The organism is Candidatus Dependentiae bacterium (assembly GCA_016191325.1).
GTDB lineage: Bacteria > Babelota > Babeliae > Babelales > JACPOV01 > JACPOV01.
The window spans coordinates 530460-554030 of record JACPOV010000008.1; the positions used below are offsets into that span (position 1 = coordinate 530460).

Annotated in this window: 23 protein-coding genes and 1 tRNA gene; 8 read left to right on the top strand and 16 right to left on the bottom strand. The window is 40.5% G+C overall.

The annotated features are described in order from the left end of the window. Window positions 1-3 precede the first annotated feature (3 nt). The 6 genes from HYX58_02985 to HYX58_03010 form a co-directional block, all read right to left on the bottom strand. A tRNA-Gln gene (locus tag HYX58_02985) sits at window positions 4-77 on the bottom strand. 16 nt (window positions 78-93) lie between these two features. Then, window positions 94-393, bottom strand: coding sequence for a septation regulator SpoVG (spoVG, locus tag HYX58_02990; GenBank protein ID MBI2774947.1), 300 nt, complete (start codon window positions 391-393; stop codon window positions 94-96). 256 nt (window positions 394-649) lie between these two features. Beyond that, window positions 650-1552, bottom strand: a complete 903-nt coding sequence (gene rsmH, locus HYX58_02995; protein MBI2774948.1) for a 16S rRNA (cytosine(1402)-N(4))-methyltransferase RsmH — start codon at window positions 1550-1552, stop codon at window positions 650-652. Then, complete coding sequence (gene murF, locus HYX58_03000) at window positions 1549-2934, bottom strand: UDP-N-acetylmuramoyl-tripeptide--D-alanyl-D-alanine ligase (GenBank protein ID MBI2774949.1); 1386 nt, start codon at window positions 2932-2934, stop codon at window positions 1549-1551. The genes rsmH and murF overlap by 4 nt, the downstream gene beginning before the upstream one ends. A 112-nt stretch (window positions 2935-3046) precedes the next feature. Then, window positions 3047-5263, bottom strand: coding sequence for a DNA translocase FtsK 4TM domain-containing protein (locus tag HYX58_03005; protein ID MBI2774950.1), 2217 nt, complete (start codon window positions 5261-5263; stop codon window positions 3047-3049). Between the two features lie 19 nt (window positions 5264-5282). Further along, window positions 5283-6074 carry an undecaprenyl-diphosphate phosphatase gene (locus HYX58_03010; GenBank protein ID MBI2774951.1) on the bottom strand — a complete coding sequence of 264 codons (792 nt, stop codon included), beginning with the start codon at window positions 6072-6074 and terminating at the stop codon, window positions 5283-5285. Window positions 6075-6207: 133 nt separating this feature from the next. Here HYX58_03010 and HYX58_03015 point away from each other — a divergent pair, with 133 nt between their 5' ends. The 7 genes from HYX58_03015 (at window position 6208) to HYX58_03045 (ending at window position 12551) form a co-directional block, all read left to right on the top strand. Next, entirely contained in the window at window positions 6208-7767 is a 1560-nt protein-coding gene (locus HYX58_03015; GenBank protein ID MBI2774952.1) for a hypothetical protein, read from the top strand. 474 nt (window positions 7768-8241) lie between these two features. Next, entirely contained in the window at window positions 8242-8523 is a 282-nt protein-coding gene (locus HYX58_03020) for a hypothetical protein (protein ID MBI2774953.1), read from the top strand. 148 nt (window positions 8524-8671) lie between these two features. Then, window positions 8672-9376 (top strand): hypothetical protein, encoded by a 705-nt coding sequence (locus tag HYX58_03025; GenBank protein ID MBI2774954.1) that lies wholly within the window; start codon window positions 8672-8674, stop codon window positions 9374-9376. A 129-nt stretch (window positions 9377-9505) separates the two neighbouring features. After that, window positions 9506-10258 (top strand): hypothetical protein, encoded by a 753-nt coding sequence (locus tag HYX58_03030; protein ID MBI2774955.1) that lies wholly within the window; start codon window positions 9506-9508, stop codon window positions 10256-10258. Window positions 10259-10279: 21 nt separating this feature from the next. Then, a complete protein-coding gene (locus tag HYX58_03035) occupies window positions 10280-11029 on the top strand; it encodes a hypothetical protein (protein ID MBI2774956.1) in 750 nt (249 codons plus the stop codon). Between the two features lie 29 nt (window positions 11030-11058). Then, the gene (locus tag HYX58_03040; protein ID MBI2774957.1) at window positions 11059-11805 is read left to right on the top strand and encodes a hypothetical protein; all 747 of its coding nucleotides are present in this window, start codon (window positions 11059-11061) and stop codon (window positions 11803-11805) included. A 20-nt stretch (window positions 11806-11825) separates the two neighbouring features. Next, on the top strand, window positions 11826-12551 hold the full coding sequence (locus tag HYX58_03045) for a M48 family metalloprotease (protein ID MBI2774958.1): 726 nt from the start codon (window positions 11826-11828) through the stop codon (window positions 12549-12551). Here the strand turns inward: HYX58_03045 and acpP are convergent, their stop codons facing one another. The 10 genes from acpP to gyrA form a co-directional block, all read right to left on the bottom strand. Then, window positions 12552-12803 carry an acyl carrier protein gene (acpP, locus tag HYX58_03050; GenBank protein ID MBI2774959.1) on the bottom strand — a complete coding sequence of 84 codons (252 nt, stop codon included), beginning with the start codon at window positions 12801-12803 and terminating at the stop codon, window positions 12552-12554. A gap of 31 nt (window positions 12804-12834) precedes the next feature. Continuing rightward, window positions 12835-13746 (bottom strand): ACP S-malonyltransferase, encoded by a 912-nt coding sequence (locus tag HYX58_03055; protein MBI2774960.1) that lies wholly within the window; start codon window positions 13744-13746, stop codon window positions 12835-12837. 28 nt (window positions 13747-13774) lie between these two features. Continuing rightward, window positions 13775-15178, bottom strand: coding sequence for a glutamate--tRNA ligase (locus tag HYX58_03060; protein MBI2774961.1), 1404 nt, complete (start codon window positions 15176-15178; stop codon window positions 13775-13777). Beyond that, entirely contained in the window at window positions 15175-15846 is a 672-nt protein-coding gene (locus HYX58_03065) for a hypothetical protein (protein ID MBI2774962.1), read from the bottom strand. Before HYX58_03065 ends, HYX58_03060 begins: the two co-directional genes overlap by 4 nt. Window positions 15847-15909: 63 nt before the next feature. Next, the gene (gene plsX / locus HYX58_03070) at window positions 15910-16956 is read right to left on the bottom strand and encodes a phosphate acyltransferase PlsX (GenBank protein ID MBI2774963.1); all 1047 of its coding nucleotides are present in this window, start codon (window positions 16954-16956) and stop codon (window positions 15910-15912) included. A gap of 32 nt (window positions 16957-16988) precedes the next feature. Then, a complete protein-coding gene (gene rpmF, locus HYX58_03075) occupies window positions 16989-17246 on the bottom strand; it encodes a 50S ribosomal protein L32 (protein MBI2774964.1) in 258 nt (85 codons plus the stop codon). Window positions 17247-17336: 90 nt separating this feature from the next. Further along, the gene (locus tag HYX58_03080; GenBank protein MBI2774965.1) at window positions 17337-18197 is read right to left on the bottom strand and encodes an HAD-IA family hydrolase; all 861 of its coding nucleotides are present in this window, start codon (window positions 18195-18197) and stop codon (window positions 17337-17339) included. 67 nt (window positions 18198-18264) lie between these two features. Continuing rightward, on the bottom strand, window positions 18265-19032 hold the full coding sequence (locus tag HYX58_03085) for an HAD-IA family hydrolase (GenBank protein MBI2774966.1): 768 nt from the start codon (window positions 19030-19032) through the stop codon (window positions 18265-18267). Window positions 19033-19071: 39 nt separating this feature from the next. Continuing rightward, a complete protein-coding gene (dprA, locus tag HYX58_03090) occupies window positions 19072-20196 on the bottom strand; it encodes a DNA-protecting protein DprA (protein MBI2774967.1) in 1125 nt (374 codons plus the stop codon). A gap of 5 nt (window positions 20197-20201) precedes the next feature. Further along, window positions 20202-22832, bottom strand: coding sequence for a DNA gyrase subunit A (gyrA, locus tag HYX58_03095; GenBank protein ID MBI2774968.1), 2631 nt, complete (start codon window positions 22830-22832; stop codon window positions 20202-20204). A 188-nt stretch (window positions 22833-23020) separates the two neighbouring features. Between gyrA and HYX58_03100 the strand changes: the two genes are divergently transcribed. Continuing rightward, a complete protein-coding gene (locus HYX58_03100; GenBank protein MBI2774969.1) occupies window positions 23021-23485 on the top strand; it encodes a hypothetical protein in 465 nt (154 codons plus the stop codon). The last annotated feature ends 86 nt before the right edge of the window (window positions 23486-23571 follow it).

The following is a 23571-nucleotide window of genomic DNA, read 5'->3' on the forward strand; positions in this document are numbered from 1 at the left end:
GAATGGCTGGGGCGGAAGGATTCGAACCTCCGATGCCAGGACCAAAACCTGGTGCCTTACCACTTGGCTACGCCCCACTAAAAAAAGAAATTTCTAGAGTTGTAAGCGACTCGTTTCCATTGGATAACTAGCGCCTGATTTCATTACGCTTTCGTATTCTGCAATAATTGATTGTTCAATCATTGTTCGCGTATCAGAATTGAGCGGATGAACAATATCTCTGAACGAACCGTCTTTTTTTCTGCGCGAAGGCATCGAAACGAAGAGCCCCTTATTTCCTTCAATTACCTTTAAATCCCTAACGATAAAATCGTTATCGAACACGATGGTTGCGTAGGCTTTAAGCCTGCCACTTTCCTGAGATGGAAACACTTTTACTTCTGTTATTTTCATCTAGCGTCCTTAGGAATTTCAGGTTTACTCTCTCCTATTGGTCTTATTTAAACCAACTGGTTCATAATGTAACGTCCATGGGGGCTTTTGTCAAATTTTTTACGTTTATTTTTTTGGCTAAAAAACGCAGTAAAAAATAATCAAAAGTATCGCCACCGCACATTGGTTACTTAGGCCTTTTTTCGAAATTCAGCGCATTAAGAATAAAGAAATGGATTAAAGCTTTTACGCTCCATGCACGACAAAATCAGATATTTTATACGGATTTTAACTCTAAAACGCGCAATTTTGCCGATCGGCTTGCCGGATTTCGCTTAATTTCCTCTTCTGTTGGCACTACCACCTTTGGGGTGATAATCGTGTGGCCAAGCTTTTCTTGCTCTTTAAAAAACTGCTTTACTAAGCGATCTTCCAAAGAGTGAAAACTAATGCATACCAATCGCCCACCTGGCTTAATAATACGCATTGCAGAAACTAAAAAGGATTCGATATTTTCAATCTCTTTATTTATGTAAAGGCGCAACGCCTGAAAAACTTTCGTTGCTGGATGAATTTTGCGCGAACCGCGCACACCCAAGACTCGTTCAATAATCAGGGTCAACTGTTTTGTCGTACGAATCGATTGTTTTTTGCGTTCTTCAACTATTGCGCGCGCGATAGCTTTTGCTTTGGGTTCTTCACCTAAATGGGTAAAAATATCGCGCAGCGTTTCTTCGGAGGCTCTGTTTAAAACTTCAGCAGCGGTTGTCTTTTGATGCGCGGGAGACATTCTCATATCCAGCGGTGTATCTTTATTAAACGAAAAACCTGCACGCTCAGTTAATTGATAAAAAGAAGTACCAAAATCGGCAAGGAGTGCATCCACATAATCAAAGCCGGCCTTTTTAAGATGCTTATCAACTTGAGAAAAATTTCCCCAAACGAGTGTTAATCTTTTTGGATATTCCTCAAGGAGCTTTTCACCATTTTTTTCAAGAGCGACCGTATCCCAATCCATGGCAACCACTTCGCACTTTGGTTGTTTTTCCAAGAGTGCGCGCGTGTGCCCGCCACCGCCAAAAGTAACATCTCCATAGATGCCTTTGGGTTTAGGCGCCATGAATTCAATAACTTCATCTAGAAGTACCGGTATATGATATGGTTTTTCGTCTGTCGTCATAAACTAAATTCGTCCACTAAATTATTAAGAGCTATTCCGCGAGAAGCTTTTACCAGTATACACACTTCTTGCGATAAGCGCTCTTTTAATTTTTGTGATGCTTCTTTCCATGTTGGTACCACTTCAACTTTTACCCCTAGAGGCAAAGTTTTTTTCGTCCATTCGATGTGCGATCCTACCAGAATAAGATCACGAACGGTTGGCACCTTGCGCAAGAATCGACCAATTTGGCGATGCCAAAATGGGCTATTAACGCCAAGCTCGAGCATATCGCCAAGAATTGCGATTTTATGCCCCGAAGTTTGAACATGCTGAAATGCCGTTAATGCAGCTTTCATGCTTTCTGGGCTTGCATTATAGCAATCGTTAATAATAATGCCGTTTCCAAGTTTGAGGCGACGGCGCTCAAATCTGCCGGGAACCACAACTGGTTTTTGCATGCAATCAACGATCATCTGATTATCTATGCCAATAAGATACGCAATGCTGGCAGCTGCAAGCCAGTGCAAAACTGCCCCTTTATGATTTGTTGGCAACGTAATTTTATATTTTTGCCCATAAAGTTTGAGCGTAAAATTAAGCGAATCGCTCGTTGCTTGAACTTTGCGCGCTTGTACTTGATTGGTTGTTTTTGATCCAAATTTTATTACCGGGTGATTATACGCTACGTTTGCAAGCAACGGTTGATCACCGTTAATGATCCCGATATTATCTTCTTTAAAATATTTAAAGATATCTCTTTTTTCGTTAGCGATATCAATAATAGAGCCAAGCCCTTCCATGTGGCTATGGCCAACGGCAGTTATCAAGCCAATGGTTGGCTGCGCAATCTCAACTAAACGTGCCATCTCGCCACGTTTTGAAATGCCAAGTTCTAAAACGATAACTTGATGCTCTGCTCTTAATTTAAGCAAGGTGAGCGAAATACCAAGAACCGTGTTTTGGGTACCGGTACTTGCTAAATAAGGTTGATTATTGGCTTTGAGAATTGACGCAATCGCTTCTTTGGTTGATGTCTTTCCAATAGAACCGGTAATACCAATAACTGGCCCAGAAAATTTTTGGCGCACCGCCACCGCAAGCCTTGCAAGTGCCTGTTGCGTGTTATCCACAATGATAACCGTTTTTTCTTTCAAAATTGCTTTATCAATTTTTGAAAGCAATGATTCTTGATTTTTTTCAATCATGCATCCAGCTGCGCCGCGTGAAAATGCATCGGCGACAAAATGGTGCCCATCAAGATTGTTTCCACGAATCGCAACGAAAATATCACCTTTTTGAATGGTACGACTATCTATAGCCCACGTAGCATCAGCTTGAAGTGGTGCATAAAGAAACGAACTAGTTGGCAAAACGCTGCGTATAAAATCAGAAATTATCATGAAGAATCTCCGCCTTCTTTAATGCATGCAGATCTTTAGTTTTTTCAGTTTGTTGAAAAAATGTCCTTTTTTTGATCGATTGTCAAGAAATACAAAAATAAAAAAGATCTTCTCAACGCAGAACTTTACGCGTTTTACCACCTTCAGTCGAAATAATAAGTCCTTGAGCCTGAAGTGAATCAATAATGCGTGCGGAGCGATTGTATCCTATTCTGAATTTTCGTTGCAATAAGGAAATGGAAACTTCGTCAACCGATTTTAAAAATTCTATAACTTCTTTATAAAGATCTTGATCACTTTCATCAATATCCTCACCTTCTTGGATAGAAACAAGATCGTTCATATCGCAATATTCCACATCTTGTTGTTCTTTTATATGCTGCGCAACACCTTCGCGCTCTTTATCTGAAATGAATGCTCCGTGCACGCGAATTATCTGGCCCGCTGCATCCAAATAAAGCATATCCCCTTTACCCAATAATTTATCGGCTCCGGCGCAATCAAGAATAATGCGCGAATCAATTTTTGATGAAACCTTAAAAGCAATTCTACTTGGAAAATTAACTTTAATAATCCCGGTAATAACATCAACCGATGGCCGCTGCGTTGCAACAATCAAATGAATTCCTGCAGCGCGAGCCATTTGAGCAATACGCGCAATGCGCAATTCTACTTCTTTGGAAGCAACCATCATTAAATCTGAAAGTTCATCAATAATGATAACAATGAGCGGTAATTTTTCTCGTAACGCATCGCCAGCGCATAATTTTTGGTAATCATAAAGATGACGAACGCCCGCAGCTGCAAGAAGTTGATAACGGCGCTCCATTTCTTGAACCGCCCATTTGAGTGCAACTCCCGCTTGCTTTGGATCATCAACAATAGGGAAAAGCAAATGTGCAATATCAGCATACGCTGCAAACTCAAGGCGTTTTGGGTCAATTAAAATAAGTCGTAATTGTTCTGGTGTTTTTTTGCACAGCAGGCTCACGATCATCGCATTCAGTGCAACCGATTTTCCAGATCCTGTTGATCCCGCAATTAATAAATGTGGCATTGCAGCAAGATCGACGATCATCTTGTTTCCGCTCGTATCGGCTCCTAAAATAAGCGGTAACTGAGCCGTTGTTTTTTGCCATTCGGAACTTTGCAGCAAATGAGAAAAATAAACAGGCAGGCGAGTTTGATTTGCAACTTCAAAACCTACGAGCGATCTTCCTGGTATTGGTGCAATGATACGAATAGAAATTGCTTGAAGTGCTAAAGCTAAATCATCCTCAAGAGCAAGAATTCTGCTCACCTTTGCATCGATATGGGGCTGATATTCAAAAAGGGTAACAACCGGGCCCGCTTTAATACCAACAACACGGCCTTGAATACCAAAACGCTGCAATTTTTCTTCAAGTATTAATGCTAATTGCTCGTGTTTTTTTGCTAAATGCATTTCTTCTTTGCTCACATCTGGAGAAGAAAAAATTGATGCGGTTGGTAAATTATATAATGACGCTGTCTCTTTTTTGCGCTCGGCAAAAGGAGATTTTTTTTCAATTTTTTCGTGTTGCAACGGAGATGATTTTTTTTCTTGTGTATTATTTTTTTCAGAAATCATATGCCATATGGCATCATTAAGTATTTCTGTCGAATGATTAGTTTTTTCTTGATCCGCAGTGCCGACAAGCAGCGTAATAAATGAATCCTTAATACGAGTGATTGTGTTTTTCAATAATCTGATTGGCAATACAACAATTGAAAAAAATTGCTTAAAGATTTTTAAGCGATAAAAAACAATCATCAAATAATTCGGCAATTTTAAAACTGATGCTCGCGAAATTAAAATGAGAGAAATGAGCAGAATACTATGCAAACACAAGCCAACTAAAAATTGATCAAAGCGAATCATTTTTGCAACCAAAGCATTGCCCAAAACCCCGCCAGGCAAAAAACCGGTTCTCATTACGCACACATGATACCATGCACCAACCATGCATGAACTCATCACAAATAATGACCATCCAATCAGCTGCGAGTGAATTTTTTTTACATCGCCATAATAAAAAAAGTGCCATGTTAAGAAAAATAAAAAAACTGCAAAAAAAAGCGCACTCGTGCCAAATAAAAAATAAAAAAGCGCTGCTATATGTGCGCCGAGAAATCCAGCTTTGTTTGTTGTGTGAGAATTTTCGCTTGATTGATAAAAAAGTGAACTATCTGTTGGGCAATAGGTCCACAGTGAAAGAGCCAAAAAGCATGCGAGAAAAAATAGCGCCAGTATAAACACAATTGTGCGAAATGAATACCCTCTCATGCGATACAACCATTCATAAACCATACGCCCCCCTTTACTTAAATTATGCGTGCCCATTCAGCAATGAAACTGCTGATAAGATTGCAGCATACCAGCCGAATAACCACCATTTGCGTGCCATTATTATTTTTCTGACGAGAAATAAAAGTGCAACCGCAACTACTATCGCTATCACCATAGTCAACTGCCATTGCCAATTCAAGAGATTGAGCGCATGCAGTTTGTGCATATCGTAAAATCCTTTTAGTGTGGCGGCGCAACTTATCGGAAACTCAATCAAAAAAGAAAGCTCAAGCGCATGCCGCAAAGAAAATCCGCGCCATCGAGCTGCCGCAAATGTTAACCCAAATCGCGAAACTCCAGGCAAAAAGGCGATTCCTTGAGCAACGCCCAAAATGAACGCATTTATCTTATTCCATTGAGTTGATTGTTCTTGTGCGCCCAACAAACGATCGCTTAATAATGCAAGTGCCGTTAATAAAAAACCGAGCCAACGTGGCCATCCGCTCATGCCGCTATATTCAAAAAAAATAAAAAACATCAGCGTGACGAACTCTGCAATAAATCCACATATTAAATAGTTTAGGAACGAGTAACGGTTTTTTAAAAAAAATCGTGGCAACAATCGCCACCGATTAAAAAAAAATATAATGAGTACAATAACCATTGGACCATGCAGTAAAAAATCGAGCGCTTTAAGTAGTTCATTGTCATACGCAAACACGCCATAATTTTGCAATACGTTCGTAAGCACGGCGATATGCGTCGAACTACTAATTGGCAGCATTTCAAGCACTGCTGCACAAAAACTGATAATAAGAAAACCAAATACCATCGAAACTACTTTCTGCTGGGGTGAGATTTTCCTCCAAGTATAAATAACCGCTGAGCAAGCGCAAACTGCATTGACGAAAAAAATGAAAAATAGTAGCGTTAGCTTGGTTTTTGATTTTAATTAAGGAGTTTATATGAAGCATCATCTCAAAAGGCTGCTCGGGGTTCTCGCCCTTATGACAGTTCACAGCATTTCGGCCGATATGAGTACCGTTTTTGGTAAATCATTTTATCGCCAACGCTCTCAGGGATCAAATGAAGCTCGCTGGATGGCGGGGCAAGCGCACCATCTTTATTTACCCGATCTTGATTGCTTAAATGGTAGCATCGCGTTTATTGGTGAATATGGCCAAACATTCCGCGGTAAAAAAATCGGAGAATTTTTATTCTTTAATGGCACCGATACTATGACGTTCGGCCCAGCTAAAACCACCATAACGGGAATGCCCGATCCTGCAGGCGCAAGCACCGATGTTTTTGCACAAAACTTCCTTTTAAATCCTAATTTTTTCGGCACGGTTTCTGCGCATCCTTTAGTGCGTAATTTTATTTTCGATATGAACCTTTATTTGGGCCTGGATGAATTGGTATGCGGCCTTTATTTTCGTGTAGACGTTCCATTCGGTTGGACAAGCTGGGATATGGGGCTTGAAGAAATTGTTACCAATACAGGATCGCCCGGTTTTCCTGCAAATACTTTCGGAAATCCTGCCGTACAACCATCTCCACTTAACAGTATTATCGAAGCGTGGAAAGGCGGCGTAACCGATGCAAGCTTACCGCATTTGCGCCAGGGATTAAATTTTGCAAAAGTAGATGGCAAAAAATCAAAAGCGGGCGTCGCAGATTTAACGTTCTTCCTTGGCTATAATTTCTGGCGCTCCGATTGTTCTCATCTGAGCGTTCAACTTGCTCTTATTGCGCCAACAGGAAATAGACCCCGTGGCGAATTTCTTTTTGAGCCAGTTTTTGGTAATGGACACCACGTTGAATTTGGCGCCGGTCTTACGGCCCATTATGAAATGTGGAACAACGGTTGCGATCAATCATTCGGGATGTATTTTGAGGGGAACGCCTATCACGTATTTTATGCACGCCAACACCGCACGTTTGATTTAAAGAACAACGGCATTGGTAGTCGCTATCTATTATTCAAGCGATTCTTGAATGGAACCTATCAAAACGAAGTTGTTTTTGGTGCAAATATTTTAACTCTTGAGTGTAAAGTACAAAATGATATTCACGGCGATGCAGCACTGATGTTTGATTATAAACACAAAAGCTGGACGATCGACGTCGGTTACAACGTGTGGGGAATCTCAAAAGATAAAATCGCTATCACGCAAGATATTCCCAACGGCACCTATGGACTGCAAGGCTTAACCCCTACAGCTCCAGTTCCAGGCGCTGGAAATAATACGCAAAGCCTTACGATGATCAATGGTACATTTCAACCACCAACAGCAGATGCAAGCAGCCCTGTAACAATCACAAACGATAGCATCGACCCTGATTCTGCTGCAAATCCTGGTGCATATTCAAACAAATTCTTTACGCACTTTGGCTATACCTGGGAAAATTGCGACTATCTACCGTTCTTGGGAATTGGCGGAGAAGTTGAAATTTCAGGCAGCAATGGCCGCGCATTTGATCAATGGGGCGTTTGGATCAAAGGCGGATTCACCTTCATTTAAAGATTTTTCATTTTGCTGAGAATAAAAAAGCCCGGAAAAACTCCGGGCTTTTTTTACGTAAAGAGGCGTTTTCCAGACGCTGATAAAATAGCTGCATTTCAGCAGCCCAATTCTCAATGCTGCCAGCAGAATCGTTTTTCTGACTGGTAATGCCAACTTTCGGTACAGGGACAGTAAAAAACCAAAAACCCCGCAAATCTGGCAATTTTTATACAATTTCTAAACTTTCTTCTTTTGTCTGCATTAATCATTTTTACCCCATGGAAAAATATCCGATTCTTTGATTTTCACCCGAGAAACTCATGAAGAAAGCGGGCAAAAGAGAGCTTTCTCATGTCTTAAATTATTTCTATTTGACACATTTTATACTTTTAATTATTGCATTTTATATTCAGTTTGTACGAAAATGGTAATAAGTATGTAGGATTAGCCTACAAATACTAAGCAATATTAACCCTTATTAAAGGAGAGCATATGAAGAAGCTCGTACTAGCTGCTCTAGCAGTTGCCGCATTGTTCGCATTCGACGCAGATGCACGTTATGGTTATAATTCTTGTAACTCTTGTCCAAAAAAACGTTGCTGCGCTGAACGCGTAGTTGAAGAAACTTGCCCGCAAGCTCCATGCTGCGTTCGCTACGTTCGCGTTGAAGAACCTGCTCAAAGAACTAAGCACGTTTCTTATTCTTGGGAATGTCCTTCTGACTGCGCTACTGAAGCTCCAAAGCTTATGGTCGGTCAAACTTACGAACAGTAATTCGTTAGTTTAATTAAGTTTGCCCCTTTAAAGCTTCTTATGGATGCTCAAAGGGGCATTTTTTTTGCCCATGTGCTGACATTTTTTATAGAAAGCCTATTTGACGTTTGGCCTCTCTCAATTATAATGGAAAGTAATGGAGGCTCAAATGGACGGTTTAAAGCATATATCACCCATTCTTTTGGGTATTTTTTTATCAATCTCTTCCCCTTCTTTCTCTGCAAACTATGATGCGATAAATCATTATAACGAAAAACTCTTGGCAGAAGAAAATCAATGCTGGCAGCAGTTTGAAAAAATCGGCATTTATCAAGATTCACTGCTCGCTCCTTATTTTAAGGAAGCCCAGCGCTATCAAACAAACTTTGATTTCCCAAAAGTCGACCTCCCACAAGAAACGTTAACCCTTTTTTACCGAGCTATGAGCGATTTTGGTATAAACCCCAGATCAATAAGCATCGTTGGCTCAGAGACCGATTCTCCCCTTGGTACACGTAGTTTTTCCCTCTTTGTAAATAAGGAAGTTTTCCTAAGATTCTCTGCCCCTGCCCAGCTTTTTTTGATAGCCCATGAAATCCAGCATATTATTTATAAAGACAATTCTTTCTGCCACTTTTTAGAAAACACTGTAAAAAATGGCAAAATAAACGCCGATGCGCCCGTTTGTGCATATCTCCGCTTTACCGAGCTCAGGGCCGATATCAAAGCGGCCACCTTCAGCAGGGAATACGCTCAGGGATATGTTGCCTTCATACAGGAAATGATCGCTTCAAGGGGCGATACTAATGGAATAACCCACCCAAAGAATAGTGACCGATTAAATCTCGCCCGAGAGATCTTAGCAGCCATCTGAAAATCGACATTTCTTATACAGAGTTACCAATTTTCTCTCGATTTTATATAAAGAATGTACTAGACAAAAGCTTTAAATAGGTTATATTTAATAATAGAAATATATCTTACTTAGAAAATGGAGGTAGATATGATGAAGAAATTCTTACAAATAAGCGCTCTTACCATCGCGGGACTTTTAGTAGGTTTCGGATGCTATTATAAATACGCTGATAAAAATACAAACAATCCTATAGAATACGCATACAATTATCTTTCAAAAGAAGAACAGAATACCTGGGCTTATTTAAATGCATTTGATATTAATAAAGCTCTACTTGAAGCTAAAGCAACTGAGCTTGAGCCTGACCACATAAGAAGACAGAACGAAAAAGCGCACAGTACAACTGAGCTTTCAGAAAAAACGCAGAAATTAGCTGCGGAAGTTTTAGCTTCATGCGGGATTGATCCAGCAAGCATAAAAATTGTCGCAACTGAGAGAGATTGCGCTGCATGTGCTTCAGAAACTACTTTACTCATAAATGAAAAATTGCTGAACAGCTATTCAAGAAATGCGCAGCTCTTTATTCTTGCACACGAAACACAGCATATCATCTATAAGGATTATCTGCATATTTCAGCATTGGAAGCTATATTAGCAGATAAAAATCTAAGCTATCAAATAAATAGTTTTAACGATCCTCTGAATTACTATTCTCGATTCTGCGAGTTTCGTGCAGATGCGAATGCGGCGCTTAAAGGCGGCCCATTTGCCCAAGGGTATTTGGAATTTACACAAGCATCGCTTAACGAGGGTGAACAAGCAGAACCAAATCACCCTTCTGATAACGATCGATTTGCATTAGCACAAGAAATTCATTCAGCAATGCAAACAACAGCTTAATTAAAAAGATGGAGATAAAAAATGAAACTATTTAATAAAAAAACAACACTATTAGCGATATCAATTTTAACAGTTGCAACTTATATATTTTATAAAAAAATATATAAGCCAAGCAAAACTGGCACCCAGAAGCATTACGAGCAATTGATTACTGATAGACAGCATCAAGTATGGGATTCGTTAGAATCAGCCGGAATAAAACAGAATGAGTTTGAATCATTTTATGAAGAATACTTACCCCGGTATCTAAAAGAAGATGCTGAAACGCAACAAGCTGATATCTCACCCGAAGTACTTTCCGTGATTCATGAAGTAATGCACGATTTAAATATCGATCCAGAGACAGTGACAATAACAACATTTGATGATGGTTCACCTGCCGCTGCAACTGACGGATTACTTCTTATTAATGAGAATAAGTTTAAAGCTCTATCAAGAGAATCGCAGCTCTTTGCATTAGCACACGAATTTCAACATATGCGATTCAAAGACGGCTCAACAATTTGCGCATTGCGCGAAACGGTAAAGCTTCATAGCACAGAGCAGGATGACTCTTCTATGGATAATCCGTTTAATCAGTATTCTCGTTTTATAGAGACGCGTGCTGATATTAATGCTGCTATGATAGGTCCTAAATATGCCCAGGCATATGTTACGTACATGGATGAATCAATTAAGCGCAGTGGAGAAAATGCAGGTATTTCGCATCCAAAAAATAGCGAACGCCTAGCATTAGCTAAAGAAATTTATTCAGAAGTAGCACAAGCATAATTGCCTTGGCAAAAAAAAAGGAGGCTATAATGAAAAATATACGCAAAGTTTTTACAGGAATTATTGCATGCATTCTGATGGCAACCGGCCTTTATTTTCTCAAGACAAAAGAAGCCCAACCGGTAAATAAATTTAATGAACAACTTGCTACCTTTGAAAAAAAAGCATGGGATTCATTAGCAACGGTTGGCGTTAATAAAGATGAATGTCTTGCAGAAATTATTCCAACAGAAAAACAATATAATAAAATGCATGCGAAAAAAACTCGCATCAGCCAAAAGCTTTCTAAAAAAACGATCAACTTGGCAAAAGAAGTATTAAGTTCGTTCGGTATAGATCCAAACTCGATCTCGATACAGCCTATTGATAGTAGCTCGCCGGCTGAAGTTGAAGAAGATACACTTTTTATTAACGAAAAAGAGCTGCATTCACTTCCAGAAAATGCGCAAAAATTCGTGTTAGGTCATGAGGCACAGCATATATTGCACAAAGATTGTTTCTGCAAAGCAGCGATAGATAATTTATCAAATCAAAAACTCGACTGGGAATCTCCTAGAAGTGATTACCCGCTCAATGAATTTTCTCGATTTATAGAATGGCGCGCAGATATTAAAGCAGCTATGGCAGGCCCCGATTATGCGCAAGGCTATATTGAGTTTGCCCAAATGCGAAACGCCTCAGAGCCCTATGATGATGATGAAGAAACATCTCATCCTCTCTTTAAAAATCGCGTTGCAATGGCCAAAGAAATTTATGCAACATTTCAGACTGCATAATAGAAATTAATGGAGAAAACATGAACTTTAATTACAAAATAGTACTGTTATTAGCAATAGCCGCATTAACTATTATTGGAGTAGTATATCTACAAAAAAACAATAATCAGAACAACATTCAATGCGTTATGGTTTCATATTTACAACAGCTCGAACAAGATGCCTGGAAGAAAATCGGTTCAATTGGTCTTACAAAAAATGAATGCTTAGAAAAAATAGATGAACTGCCACCACTTCCAACAATCGAAACACAAAAGCTCTCTCCGTACTTTGAAAAAATTTCTCAGGAAGTTCTCAACGATTTCGGTGTGGATAAAAATGAGATTTTCTTTACGCGCACAACTAAATCAGCGCCAGCATTTACTTCTGGTAAAACTATTCACATTCATGAAGAAGAAATGAAAACGTTATCAAAACAAGAACAAAAATTTGTTATCGGCCATGAATTGCATCATATCATGAACCAAGATAGCGATCTTCATACCGTAATCCAGAATGAAGCTGATATTAAAAAAGGTAATGGCAGTATAGATTGCCCACTCAATACACATTGCCGCTTTTGCGAATTTCGTGCCGATATTGAAACTGCATTAAAAAATAATGAATATGCGCAAGGATACAAAGAATTTATACAACATTATCTCATTGATAATGGGCGCTACGACTCAGGTATCACTCATCCGAAGCATAAAGATCGTTTAGCATTAGCGGAAAAACTCTGCGCTTCTCTCCCCCAAATAGCATAATTATTTGGTGCGCAATCCATTAATTTTTTCCACAGCCTCATTAATAGAATCTATTTTGGCAGCTTCTTGATCTTCTATCTCTATACCAAACTCTTCTTCGAGCTTCATAACTATTTCTAGTTTATCAAGCGAATCTGCACCTAACTGTTCTAATGAAGTATCGCGGGTAACTTTTTGTTTATCGACATGCAAGACATCCGAAATAATTGTTACCATTTTTTGATAGGTATCTTGAGAATCAAAGTTTGCCATAATGCTCCACAATAAATTGAGGCTGTTGCTATTATTTAATTAAAACCAAAAGATTTTCAACGTCAGTCAAACTATTTATCGCAATATGCCGCTTTTCTGGATAATAGTCACGCACGATTTTCTGTAGTGAATCGCCTGGCCCCACATGAATAATTAAATCCCAATCGGCAATCGACTTAATTACTTTATCCCAGTGAATTGGACTAACGATTTGTTCCATAATTTTTTCGCGCGCTTGGCTGCCACTTAAAAGTGAACTTCCATCGATAGTCGAGATGAGCGGAATTTGCAAATCATGAAAGTCTATTTTCTCTAGATACGTGCGCAAGTGATCCTGTACCGGTTTCATTAGCGAACTATGAAGCCCTGCAAAAACAGAAATGTCATCGGTTTGAGCATCCTGCTGCTTAAGTTCATCTTCCACACCGATCATCTCATCTTTTAAACCGGATATGCGAAGTTTATTGTTCGTATGGTAAGCGCTTATTGAGGCATGTTTATATTCTTTGCATAACTCACGAACTTTGACAATCTCCATGCCTTCTTGTTCTAAGATGCGTGGCTCTAATGTTGTTAAAAGTTCCTGATAAAAATGTGCGTATTTTGAAAGAAAATAGAGACCATCGGGCAGACTCAAGCTGCCTGCCGCATGCAATGCGCACCATTGGCCAATTCCATAACCTGAAACAACCTGCGGGATTATTTCTTTTTCTTTTAAAAGCGCTGAAATCGCGCAGCTTACAAGAAAAATAGAGGTATAAGCGTGATCAATTTGAGCAAGCTCTTGCTCAGAAGAAGCGAAACAAAGTTTAACGAAATTAATATTTAGGCAAGTTGAAGCTTCTTCAAAATACTCCTGCATAATGCGGGAAGTATCATAAAGTTCTTTTCCCATGCCAACATATTGGCTCCCATAATCTGGAAACAGCATGCCAATTTTCATCTGCGCGTTCCCCTAGAAATGTAGTTTGCTAAACGCGAGTACCGTACTCGTTTACAAAACGTTCCAAGCGTTTGCAACTCTCTTGTTTACCCAAAAGTGCAACAATATCGAATGCACCGGGCCCATGTACTTTACCCGTTAAAGCTAATCGAATCGGCTGCGCAAGTTCAACTAATTTGATGCCCCGCTCAGCAGCGAGTCGCTTTGCAATCTCTCCAACGGTTGAACTATCGACTACCGCCATTGTTTTAACTGCATCATTAAAATCTTGCAATAAAAGAGCTGCTTGCGCCGTACCAAATTGCTGCACTTCTTCATTTGTAGCGCGCGCGGAAGCATGATAGAATCCATTTATTTCATCAATTAATTCGCGCATCGTTTTTACGCGTCCCTTATAAAGATCAATAGCTTTTAGAATGGTTGCTTCATTCCAATCGGAAAGAGCCGCAACAAAACCGGGCTCAACATCGCGCGTAATAAAAGACAAAATCTTTTTAGCATCAAGTTCTTTAAGGTACATGCTATTTACCCAATCAAGTTTTGCTTGATCAAAAATAGCAGCTTTTTTGCCAACGGCATCGAGCGTAAAGAGCGAAACTAATTGTTCACGAGTAAAGATTTCTTGATCGCCATGAGCCCAACCAAGCCGCACCAAATAATTGCAAAGCGCATCTGCCAGATAACCATTTTTTTTATAATCAGTTACTGCAGTTGCTGCATCACGCTTACTTAAACGTGCACCTGATGGCCCCAAAATAAGCGGTAAATGTGCAAAATACGGAACATCAAAACCGAACGCATTATAAAGCACAATTTGTTTTGGCGTATTGGAAATATGGTCTTCGCCACGAATAATATGCGAGATATTCATTAGTGCATCATCCACAACCACGACAAAATTATAAATCGGCGTTCCATCGGTTCGCGCAATAATAAAATCATCTAATTGCGTCGTTTCAAACACAATCAGCCCGCGAATAATATCGTTAAATTCTATTGTTTTTTGTTCCAACGGTAATTTAATGCGAACAACATGTGGCACGTTCTCGTCGCCAATTTCAGGTTTTCTCAAACGGCATTTGCCATCATACTTGAAATAGTCATCTTCGCTGCGCATAGGAGCCGCTGCACAAAAACAGCGGTATGCTTTTGCGTGTTGCAAAAGCCATTGAATTTTTTCTTTATAAATCGCCATTCGTTCCGTTTGAATAACTAATGGTTCATCACTTTCAATTGATGTCCATTCGAGAGATTCAAGAATCGAATCGGTAAATTCGGGTTTTGAACGTTCAATATCGGTATCTTCTATACGGAGCAGAAAATCACCATTATTGTGCCGCGCAAAAAGCCAATTAAAAAGAGCTGTACGTAAACCACCAATATGCAAATGCCCTGTTGGAGAAGGTGCAAATCGTACCCGAATGCGCTTCATGCAAACTCCTGCACCGCTTCTTGCGCCAATTTAACCCAAGGCGATGGATAATCTGAAGCCTGATTTTTCGTTATCTCAAAAACTTTTTCAAACGCAGCTTTAGCAGCAGCTGAATTACCAAGGGCAACATAATGTTGTCCGATGTAATATAATGCTTCATCAGCTTGTTTATTATCTTTTGCTTGCGCTATAAGCTCAAGTTTTGCAAAGCCATCTTGCTGTATTTTTTCATCCTGAGTATCAAGCATCATGCGCGCTTGTTTAATTGCATATACATAATAAAGTGGCGAGCGAGAATTGAGACCCTTGATTACTTCTTCCATCATCGCAAGGGATTCATCTCGTTTTCCCATATGAAGAAGCGATTCGGCCTGCAATGCCAAAAAGTACGGCGCGCAGTTAGTTGCACTGAACTGTTTATAGCCGGTGCGCGCAGCCATTTCTACTTCAGCCCAGAGCTCAGCGTTTTGCTGCGCTCGAGCAGCGTCATGAAAAATATCGGAAAGCGTAGCAACCGCTAGCTCTTGTTTTCTCGTATAAGACGTATACCAATAAAATGAGCCTGCAATAATAATCGCTAAAGCAATACCAGCAGCCATTAAATAATTTTTATAGCGCTCGCCATAAGTGAGCCAGAAATCAACTGAGAGATATGATGATAATTCCATAATTTCTCCTTACTCAAATAATAAAATGAATTAGGCACAACGTAGCACAGGACACAAAAACTCTCAACGCTCAGAAATAGAAGATGCGTTAAGAGGTTTTTGTAGCATTGAAGAATTGTTCAACATTGATTCTACCGATTCGTTAAAACGATCAACAAACCTCGTCTGATGAATCGTATGCGCGTAAAGAAGTGCATCTTCGATAGCAGATGCTTGCGATGCACCGTGCGCAATAATAATCGGTTTTCGCACTCCCAAAAGAAGCGCTCCGCCTTTTTGCACGCGAGCGACATTTCTTTTTAGTCGCTTAAGCAAACGGCCTCCTAAAAATCCCAAGCAGCGACCGATCCATGTTTTTCTGCATTCACGGTCCACGACTTTTGGAATTAAAGAAAGCATTCCCTCGAGAGATTTCAGCATAATATTACCTGCAAACCCATCGCAAACCACGACATCAACTTCACCATGTAAGATATCATGCGGTTCACGATTGCCAATAAAATTTAATCCTGATGAAGCCAAAAGCTCATGCGCTTCTAAAACAGCTTTATTGCCTTTTGTTCGCTCGGCGCCATTTGAAAGGAGCGCAATGCGGGGAGAAGTAATATTTTTTTTGAGCTTAACGTACACATCGCCCATAATGGCAAACTGTTTTAAATGATCCGGCTTACAGTCGACATTCGCACCAAGATCGATAAAGAAAACCGATCCATGAAGCGCAGGAATAAATTCACCAATTGCTGGCCGCAATATTCCCTCTGTTTTACCTATAAGAAGCATACCACCCACCAAGCAGGCACCGGTGTTTCCGGCAGAAACAAACGCATATGCTTCCCCTTTTGCCACATCGTTCAATGCTACGACCAGCGAAGCATCTTTTTTGCGCAAAATAGCAGAAGACGGTTCGTCTTCCATCTCTATTGTTTGGGAACAGTGGATGATTGAAATGGGTAACTTTTTCCAGTCGCTGTCTTGCTTATCAAGGCTCTCAAGGATACGATCTTGGTCTCCATAAAGCCCAATCTTAATTCCTTTGCGAGCAGCAAGCAATCCACCCAGAACTATCGCGTGGGGAGCAAAATCGCCCCCCATCGCATCTAATGCTATCATAGGTTTACTAACAAGCTTTGGCTATTCGAATATTATTGTGCAGCTTGAGGCTCGCTGCCAGCTTGTTGTGTTTTTTGTTTAGCGCGAATTTCTTGGCGCTTTACAACACGCTCGTTTTTGGTAGCGATAACTTTAACACCCTTATAGAAACCGCAACCCTTGCACGCAACGTGCGGAGAAAGTGGTTCATTGCATTGTTTGCAGGTGGTAATCGCTTTAACCTTGAGACCTTTATTTGCAAATCTAGAATCGCGGCGCGCTCGGGACCGCTTACGTTTTGGTACTGGCATACGAAAACTCCAACATGTAGTTAATAATTAGCAATTTTTAATTTCTTGTCCTATGGTACAGTAAATTGGGCTAAAACGCAAAAAACGTTCTTAATCCGCGGGTAAAAAACCTGCTTGGATAAGTGCGCGTTTTAAACCTTTATAATCACCCTTCTGTAACCAATGGCACTTTATACCTAAAGCTTGCGCAGCATGGATATTTTCAATTTGATCATCCACAAAAAAGCATTCGCTTGGATTAAGTTGGTACATTTCAAGCACTTTTCTAAAAACAGCGCTATCCGGCTTCATCATTCCATAGCTGCCAGAGATGAAAATATTGCCTGGATCAAAATGACGCAGACCTTTTCTTCCATGGGAAGAACGCATTAAAACGCTAAACGATATCGGGTCCCAATTTGATATAATCATATTGGTGCATCCGTTCTTAGCGCATGATGCAACGAGCTCTATTCCGGCAGAAATGGGCTTGGTATAGCGCCCTAAAACCTGTGGATCAAATACTACTTTTACCATCTTTTCCAGCATAACTCGTTCATGTTCGCTTGAGAAATAATGCTGCCCATCAAGCTCTTTAATCACTTGGAAAGCCAATGAAACGATCTCTTGGCCAGTAATTTTGCCTTTGAGCCAATCCATCATAATAGGAGGCATAAGCCCACCATCAGGCAAATAGGCGATAAACTGTTGCTCACCCGCATGGTGATTCAAGCGGTATAAAATATCTTCAAATAACAAATCTTTGATGTGGAAGGGACTTTTTTGGTCGAAAACTATGTATTTGGCATAGTCGGTCCAACCAAGCTCATAATAGGAAATACCCCACATATCAGGCTTAAAAAGAACACCGCCAATATCCCATAGTACGGTTTTTTGCGCATCTGCCGCAAAAACAGAAAGCACGAGCGCTAAAAACAAAAAATGTTTTCTAATTGAATTTGATACTATCATTTTCTTCCCTTCTGGTGAAGCTTTTCTCAATTAAGCATACCCATAGGGCAAAAAAACACAATGAGCCTTATAAATACCCATGACCGATAAGCACTTCTTTGAGTCGCTTATAGTCCCCGTCACCAAGGCAATGCCCCTTGATCCCGCTTTGTGCCGCTGCGGCAATATTTTCAGGCTGATCATCGATAAAAAAGCATTTTTCGGGGATAACATTGCAACGCTCGAGAATTGTCTCAAAAAGCTTTTGATTGGGTTTTATTAAACCGCATTTACCGGAAATAAAAATATCGTTCGCCTCAACCAGCGAAAATACCGATTTGCCATGCGGAGAATTATTAAGATGATCAAATGAGAGTGAATCCCAATTTGAAACGATGCCGTTACGATTGCCATTCGCTCGGCTCTCGTTTAAAAGTTCTGCGCCTTTGTTAATCGGTTTGGTATAACGCGCAATAATCGCCGGATCAAAAACAACTTTTATTACCTTGAGAATCAAGTCTCTTTCACGCTTGGAATAAAAATAGTTTTTTCTATCTAGTTCTTCAATTAAAGCCTTCAGTGAACGAATCATTTCTGGCCCGTTAACTTCGCCTTTGAGCCACGCCATCATCATTGGAGACATTTTCGAGCCATCGGGCATTCGAGCGAGCTCTTCTTGCGTCTCTTTGGGGTTCAAACGAAAAAGAAGATCATCAAACAAAATACTTTTTAGGTGATCTATACTTTTTCTATCAACAAGAAGGTATTGCGCGCACGCAGACCAGCCAATTTCGTAAAACGAAAGGCGCCAGGTATCAGATTTGAATAGAACGCCACTTACATCCCATAGTATCATAGTGCCCTCTTAATTTGGCTGAGTTCTTTCATCAATGCTCTATACACTTTTTTGCCACATTCCATTCAGAGTTTGTTCAAGAACACCCGCAAGTTGTAAATCAAAAATCGCTGCCTGGCAGGTCGCCAAATCACTGCCCAGTTGTTCAACTAATTGGTCAAGCGAAAGTGGCCGTATGCAGGCTTGAACTATTTGTTGTGCAAGAGGAAGCGAAAAATTTATCGTAATTTGTTCCGCAACGGTAGAACTTTTTTCTTTTTCTTGCGCCGCTTCGATTTTTTGCACCGGCACCAGATTAAATTCTGCCAAAATATCTTTGGCGGTGTGTACCAATTTTGCACCCTGCTGTATCAAACTATGGCAGCCAGCGCTCAATGGATCACTAATTGGGCCGGGAACTGCAAAAACTTCTCTTCCTTGTTCTAGGGCAAAAAGTGCCGTAATTTTAGCCCCACTTTCTTGAGCTGCTTGAACAACCAAGCAACCGCGCGAAAGCCCAGCGATAATCCTATTTCGTGCGGGAAAGTTTCCTGGAACCGGGGTAGTTTCTAGCGCAAATGAACTCATAAGCGTCCCGCCATTATCCAAAACCGATTGAAATAATCGTTGGTTAGTAGCTGGATACCATTTAAGCAATCCAGAACCCAATACAACAATTGTTCTACCGCCAGCTTTTAGCGTAGCTCGATGCGCCATCGCATCGGCTCCTAGTGCACCGCCGCTTACGATCGTAAAGTTGTGCGCAACCAACTCAGGAATAAATTGTTCAATTGCATAGTGGCCATAATTATTTGCATCACGGGATCCCACAACCGCCAGCGCTTCTTGCTGCGATAGTGGCCCCTTGTAATAAAGAACAACGGGAGGTAAATGAATCTCTTTTAAAAGCGGAGGATAATTTTTATCAAAAAGCGTTACGAAAGAAATATTATTTTTTTCGAGTAAATTAACTTCTTGATCGAGAGCGGATCGATCTGCAAGCCCAGAAATAATGAACTGCGCCGTTTGCTCCGAAAAGCCGAACGATCCTAATTCTTTTGCATTTAACGTATACAAAAGATGCAGATTATCGCCCAGCGCATCGTGCAATCGCTTGCACAAACCAGGCCCTACTCCCTTTATAAGCGAAAGATGTAGAGCCAGTTGTGCAATAGTTTCTTTCATGCCGATTACGAATCAATACCCTCATCGCTTAATTGCTCATCAAAGTTAAGCGCTTTAAAAATATCTTGTGAGGAAGTATTAACATCCATATCAAAAATACTTACTTGATGATCCGTTTCAAATGCATCGGTTTTAATTTCTGCAGGAGCAGAACCACTTGTTGGTTCATTTTCAATTACTTCATCGGTAGCTTCTTCAAACGCGACTAAATGCGCAAGTCTTTGCTCTTCATCCATTCGAATCAAACGAACACCTTTAGCTTGTCTGCCCATTGTGCGAATTTCTGTTGGCGAAAGTCGAATCATTTTTCCGGTCGTATCAATAAGAAGAACGTTCGATTCATCGGTAACGGCGCAGAGCCCGATAACTTCCCCGTTTCGTGTATCGGTTGGAATTGTGCGAACGCCATATCCGCCACGATGCGCAACACGGAAATCTTCAGCTTTAACGCGTTTTCCATAGCCGCGAGATGTCGCGAATAAAATATCGCGATCATCAGCTATCACTTCCATGCCAACAACGCGATCTCCTCCACGCAAACGAATTCCCATAACACCGGATGCTTGGCGGCCCATTTGGCGCACTTCAGTTTCCTTAAAGCGAATACCTTGGCCCTTTGCTGATGCAATCACGATTGAATCATTTCCCGAACTTAGAGCACAGAATACTAATTCATCGCCGTCGCGCAAACTTACCGCGCGAATTCCTGAGCTACGAATATTCGAAAATTCACCAGCATCGGTACGTTTAATGATGCCATTCTTCGTAAGCATCACAAGCGATTTACCTTCCATTTCACGAATGCACAGAAGTTTAACTACGTGCTCGTTAGGATTTAGCTGGAGCAAGTTAACAATTGCACGCCCTTTTGATGTACGAGAACCTTCAGGGGCTTCAAACACGTTCATGCTATACACGCGTCCTAAATTCGTGAAGAACATTAATTCGTCGTGAGTTTTGGCTACAAAAACATCTTTTACAAAATCGCCCGATTCTTCGAGCGGCGCCATGCCCATTTTTCCTTTTCCGCCACGATGCTGAACACCGTACGTAGAAAGTGGAACGCGCTTGAGATAACCGCGATCGGTAAGGGTAACGACGGTTTCTTCGTCAGGAATGAGATCCGCTTCGGTTAGAATATCGATCGGTCCTTCAATTTTTGTTCTACGAGGATCTGCATAATCGGTTTTAATAGTAACCAATTCTTTCTCGATCTCTTTTTTCAAAATCGTCTTATCGGCCAAGATTAATTTGAGGCCGTTGATAATTTTTTTGAGATCTTCCATTTCTGCAAATATTTTTTCTTGTTCGAGCCCCGTTAAACGTTGCAAGCGCATTTCAAGAACCGCTTTTCCTTGTTCTTGAGTAAGCAAAAAGCGCTGATTTAATTTTGCAATCGCCTCTTCTGGCGTAGATGAAGCTTTTATGAGCGCAACCACTTCATCAATATTATTAAGAACAATAATGAAGCCAGCAAGAAGATGTTCGCGCGCTTGCGCTCTGCCAAGATCGTAGACAGTTCGTTTATAAATAACTTCTTGGCGATGCAAAAGAAACTCACGAATCAGATCACGCAAGCTGAAAATCAATGGACGATTTTCAAGTAACCCAAGCATTAGAATCGAAACGCTGGTCTCTAATTGAGTAAACTTATACAACTGATTGAGCACAACGGTCGGAATTTCTCCGCGCTTGAGTTCAATCACAACGCGCATACCTTTTTTATCAGACTCATCGCGAATATTGGAAATGCCGTCGATAATTTTATCTTTAACCAAGTCTGCAACTTTGATAATAAGTTCAGCTTTGTTTACTTGGTACGGAAGCTCGTAAATAACAAGCGCACTTCCTTTTTTTGTTTCTTCAATTTCAACAACGCCGCGTAAAATTAAATTGCCGCGTCCTGTTTTATAAGCGCGCACAATACCAGCACGGCCGCAAATAATGCCGCCTGTTGGAAAATCGGGCGCCGGAATTTTTTCAAAGAGTTCTTCATCGGTCATCGATTCATTTGCTAGATAAGCCAAGCAAGCATCGATCACTTCACCCAAATTGTGGGGTGGAATTGCGGTAGCCATACCCACGGCGATTCCGGAAGTTCCGTTGATCAACAAGTTTGGCAATTTGCTTGGAAGCACAATCGGTTCAACGGTCGATTCGTCAAAGTTTGGAACAAAGTGAACGGTCTCTTTATCAAGGTCCGCCAAAATTTCCTGAGAAATCTTTTCCATGCGTACTTCGGTATAACGCATTGCTGCAGCATTATCACCGTCTACAGATCCCCAGTTTCCTTGGCCATCCAAAAGTGGATACCGCTTTGAAAACTCTTGAACCATCCCCACCATGGTATTATAGACCGCTTGATCACCATGCGGATGATACTTACCAAGTACTTCACCCACGATACGTACCGATTTGTGATACGGTTTGTTATAGTGAAAACCAAGCTGATTCATGGTATAAAGCACACGGCGATGTACCGGCTTCAATCCATCACGCACATCGGGAATTGCCCGGCTAACGACGACCGACATCGCATAATCAAGAAACGAACTTTTGAGCTCATCCTCAATCAAAACTGGCTTAAGTTTGCCGGTAAGATTTTCGTTTTGAGCATCATGAGTTGAAGATGACATACCATGACCTTTCTAAATACCGCACTAATTTCTTTTGATTGAGAAGTTATTGAATGTTTTGCGTTAATGCAAGAATATATACTTTAATAATATCCTGAATTTCAAAAGGAGACAAGTTCAAGAACATTGATAAAATAGAGTCACCAGTGCAAAAAATAAGCACTTAACATTTGTTAAAAGAGGATCTTATGAAGCCATTCTTTTCTCCTCGCGTGTTTTCTACATTGTTCCTATTAGCAGGGGCCCAATTAGCGTTATCTGCCATGAATCCGTTTTTAAAACCCCGTCAGTATCAAAAATCAAAGTCGTGCAAGCCTAAGAAAGTCTTTATTGAGTTAGTGGATTTCACGGACAATAATTATTTCCTTCATAAAGGTTGGTATGACGTTCAGGACTTACGGGATAATTTATCTAAAGAAGCGATCGAAAAAGCTGGCATTTTTTTTAAAGACTTCATGAGACTTTCAAAGGCACATCAATGCTCCGCTTCATTGATGGCATTTCAAAAGCTCGGAATAAATAAGATTAGCAATTTTAAACAAGCGCAAGAATTAAAAAACATTATTTATGAATTAACCTCTTCAGCCTGCTGTCTTCCTGTGTGCAGTCCTACAGATGAATTATCTTTACGAAAAAAAGCGGGAATTGAATGACCATGGAGGTTTTGCTCTACCGGGGCCTGGAAATTTACAAATTCGGGATGTTCAAGTAAACTGCACATATGCAACTAACATTTCTC

What these genes read in the sequence shown, in the direction of transcription:
- HYX58_03005 (MBI2774950.1), bottom strand. Translation starts at nt 5,263, where the DNA reads ATGGTTTATGAATGGTTGTATCGCATGAGAGGGTATTCATTTCGCACA.
- HYX58_03045 (MBI2774958.1), top strand. Translation starts at nt 11,826, where the DNA reads ATGAACTTTAATTACAAAATAGTACTGTTATTAGCAATAGCCGCATTA.
- HYX58_03085 (MBI2774966.1), bottom strand. Translation starts at nt 19,032, where the DNA reads ATGATACTATGGGATGTAAGTGGCGTTCTATTCAAATCTGATACCTGG.
- HYX58_03100 (MBI2774969.1), top strand. Translation starts at nt 23,021, where the DNA reads ATGAAGCCATTCTTTTCTCCTCGCGTGTTTTCTACATTGTTCCTATTA.
- HYX58_03080 (MBI2774965.1), bottom strand. Translation starts at nt 18,197, where the DNA reads ATGATAGTATCAAATTCAATTAGAAAACATTTTTTGTTTTTAGCGCTC.
- HYX58_03025 (MBI2774954.1), top strand. Translation starts at nt 8,672, where the DNA reads ATGGACGGTTTAAAGCATATATCACCCATTCTTTTGGGTATTTTTTTA.
- murF (MBI2774949.1), bottom strand. Translation starts at nt 2,934, where the DNA reads ATGATAATTTCTGATTTTATACGCAGCGTTTTGCCAACTAGTTCGTTT.
- plsX (MBI2774963.1), bottom strand. Translation starts at nt 16,956, where the DNA reads ATGATAGCATTAGATGCGATGGGGGGCGATTTTGCTCCCCACGCGATA.
- dprA (MBI2774967.1), bottom strand. Translation starts at nt 20,196, where the DNA reads ATGAAAGAAACTATTGCACAACTGGCTCTACATCTTTCGCTTATAAAG.
- HYX58_03065 (MBI2774962.1), bottom strand. Translation starts at nt 15,846, where the DNA reads ATGGAATTATCATCATATCTCTCAGTTGATTTCTGGCTCACTTATGGC.
- HYX58_03060 (MBI2774961.1), bottom strand. Translation starts at nt 15,178, where the DNA reads ATGAAGCGCATTCGGGTACGATTTGCACCTTCTCCAACAGGGCATTTG.
- HYX58_03015 (MBI2774952.1), top strand. Translation starts at nt 6,208, where the DNA reads ATGAAGCATCATCTCAAAAGGCTGCTCGGGGTTCTCGCCCTTATGACA.
- HYX58_03040 (MBI2774957.1), top strand. Translation starts at nt 11,059, where the DNA reads ATGAAAAATATACGCAAAGTTTTTACAGGAATTATTGCATGCATTCTG.
- spoVG (MBI2774947.1), bottom strand. Translation starts at nt 393, where the DNA reads ATGAAAATAACAGAAGTAAAAGTGTTTCCATCTCAGGAAAGTGGCAGG.
- rpmF (MBI2774964.1), bottom strand. Translation starts at nt 17,246, where the DNA reads ATGCCAGTACCAAAACGTAAGCGGTCCCGAGCGCGCCGCGATTCTAGA.
- gyrA (MBI2774968.1), bottom strand. Translation starts at nt 22,832, where the DNA reads ATGTCATCTTCAACTCATGATGCTCAAAACGAAAATCTTACCGGCAAA.
- HYX58_03055 (MBI2774960.1), bottom strand. Translation starts at nt 13,746, where the DNA reads ATGAAAATTGGCATGCTGTTTCCAGATTATGGGAGCCAATATGTTGGC.
- HYX58_03030 (MBI2774955.1), top strand. Translation starts at nt 9,506, where the DNA reads ATGATGAAGAAATTCTTACAAATAAGCGCTCTTACCATCGCGGGACTT.
- acpP (MBI2774959.1), bottom strand. Translation starts at nt 12,803, where the DNA reads ATGGCAAACTTTGATTCTCAAGATACCTATCAAAAAATGGTAACAATT.
- HYX58_03035 (MBI2774956.1), top strand. Translation starts at nt 10,280, where the DNA reads ATGAAACTATTTAATAAAAAAACAACACTATTAGCGATATCAATTTTA.
- HYX58_03010 (MBI2774951.1), bottom strand. Translation starts at nt 6,074, where the DNA reads ATGGTATTTGGTTTTCTTATTATCAGTTTTTGTGCAGCAGTGCTTGAA.
- rsmH (MBI2774948.1), bottom strand. Translation starts at nt 1,552, where the DNA reads ATGACGACAGACGAAAAACCATATCATATACCGGTACTTCTAGATGAA.
- HYX58_03020 (MBI2774953.1), top strand. Translation starts at nt 8,242, where the DNA reads ATGAAGAAGCTCGTACTAGCTGCTCTAGCAGTTGCCGCATTGTTCGCA.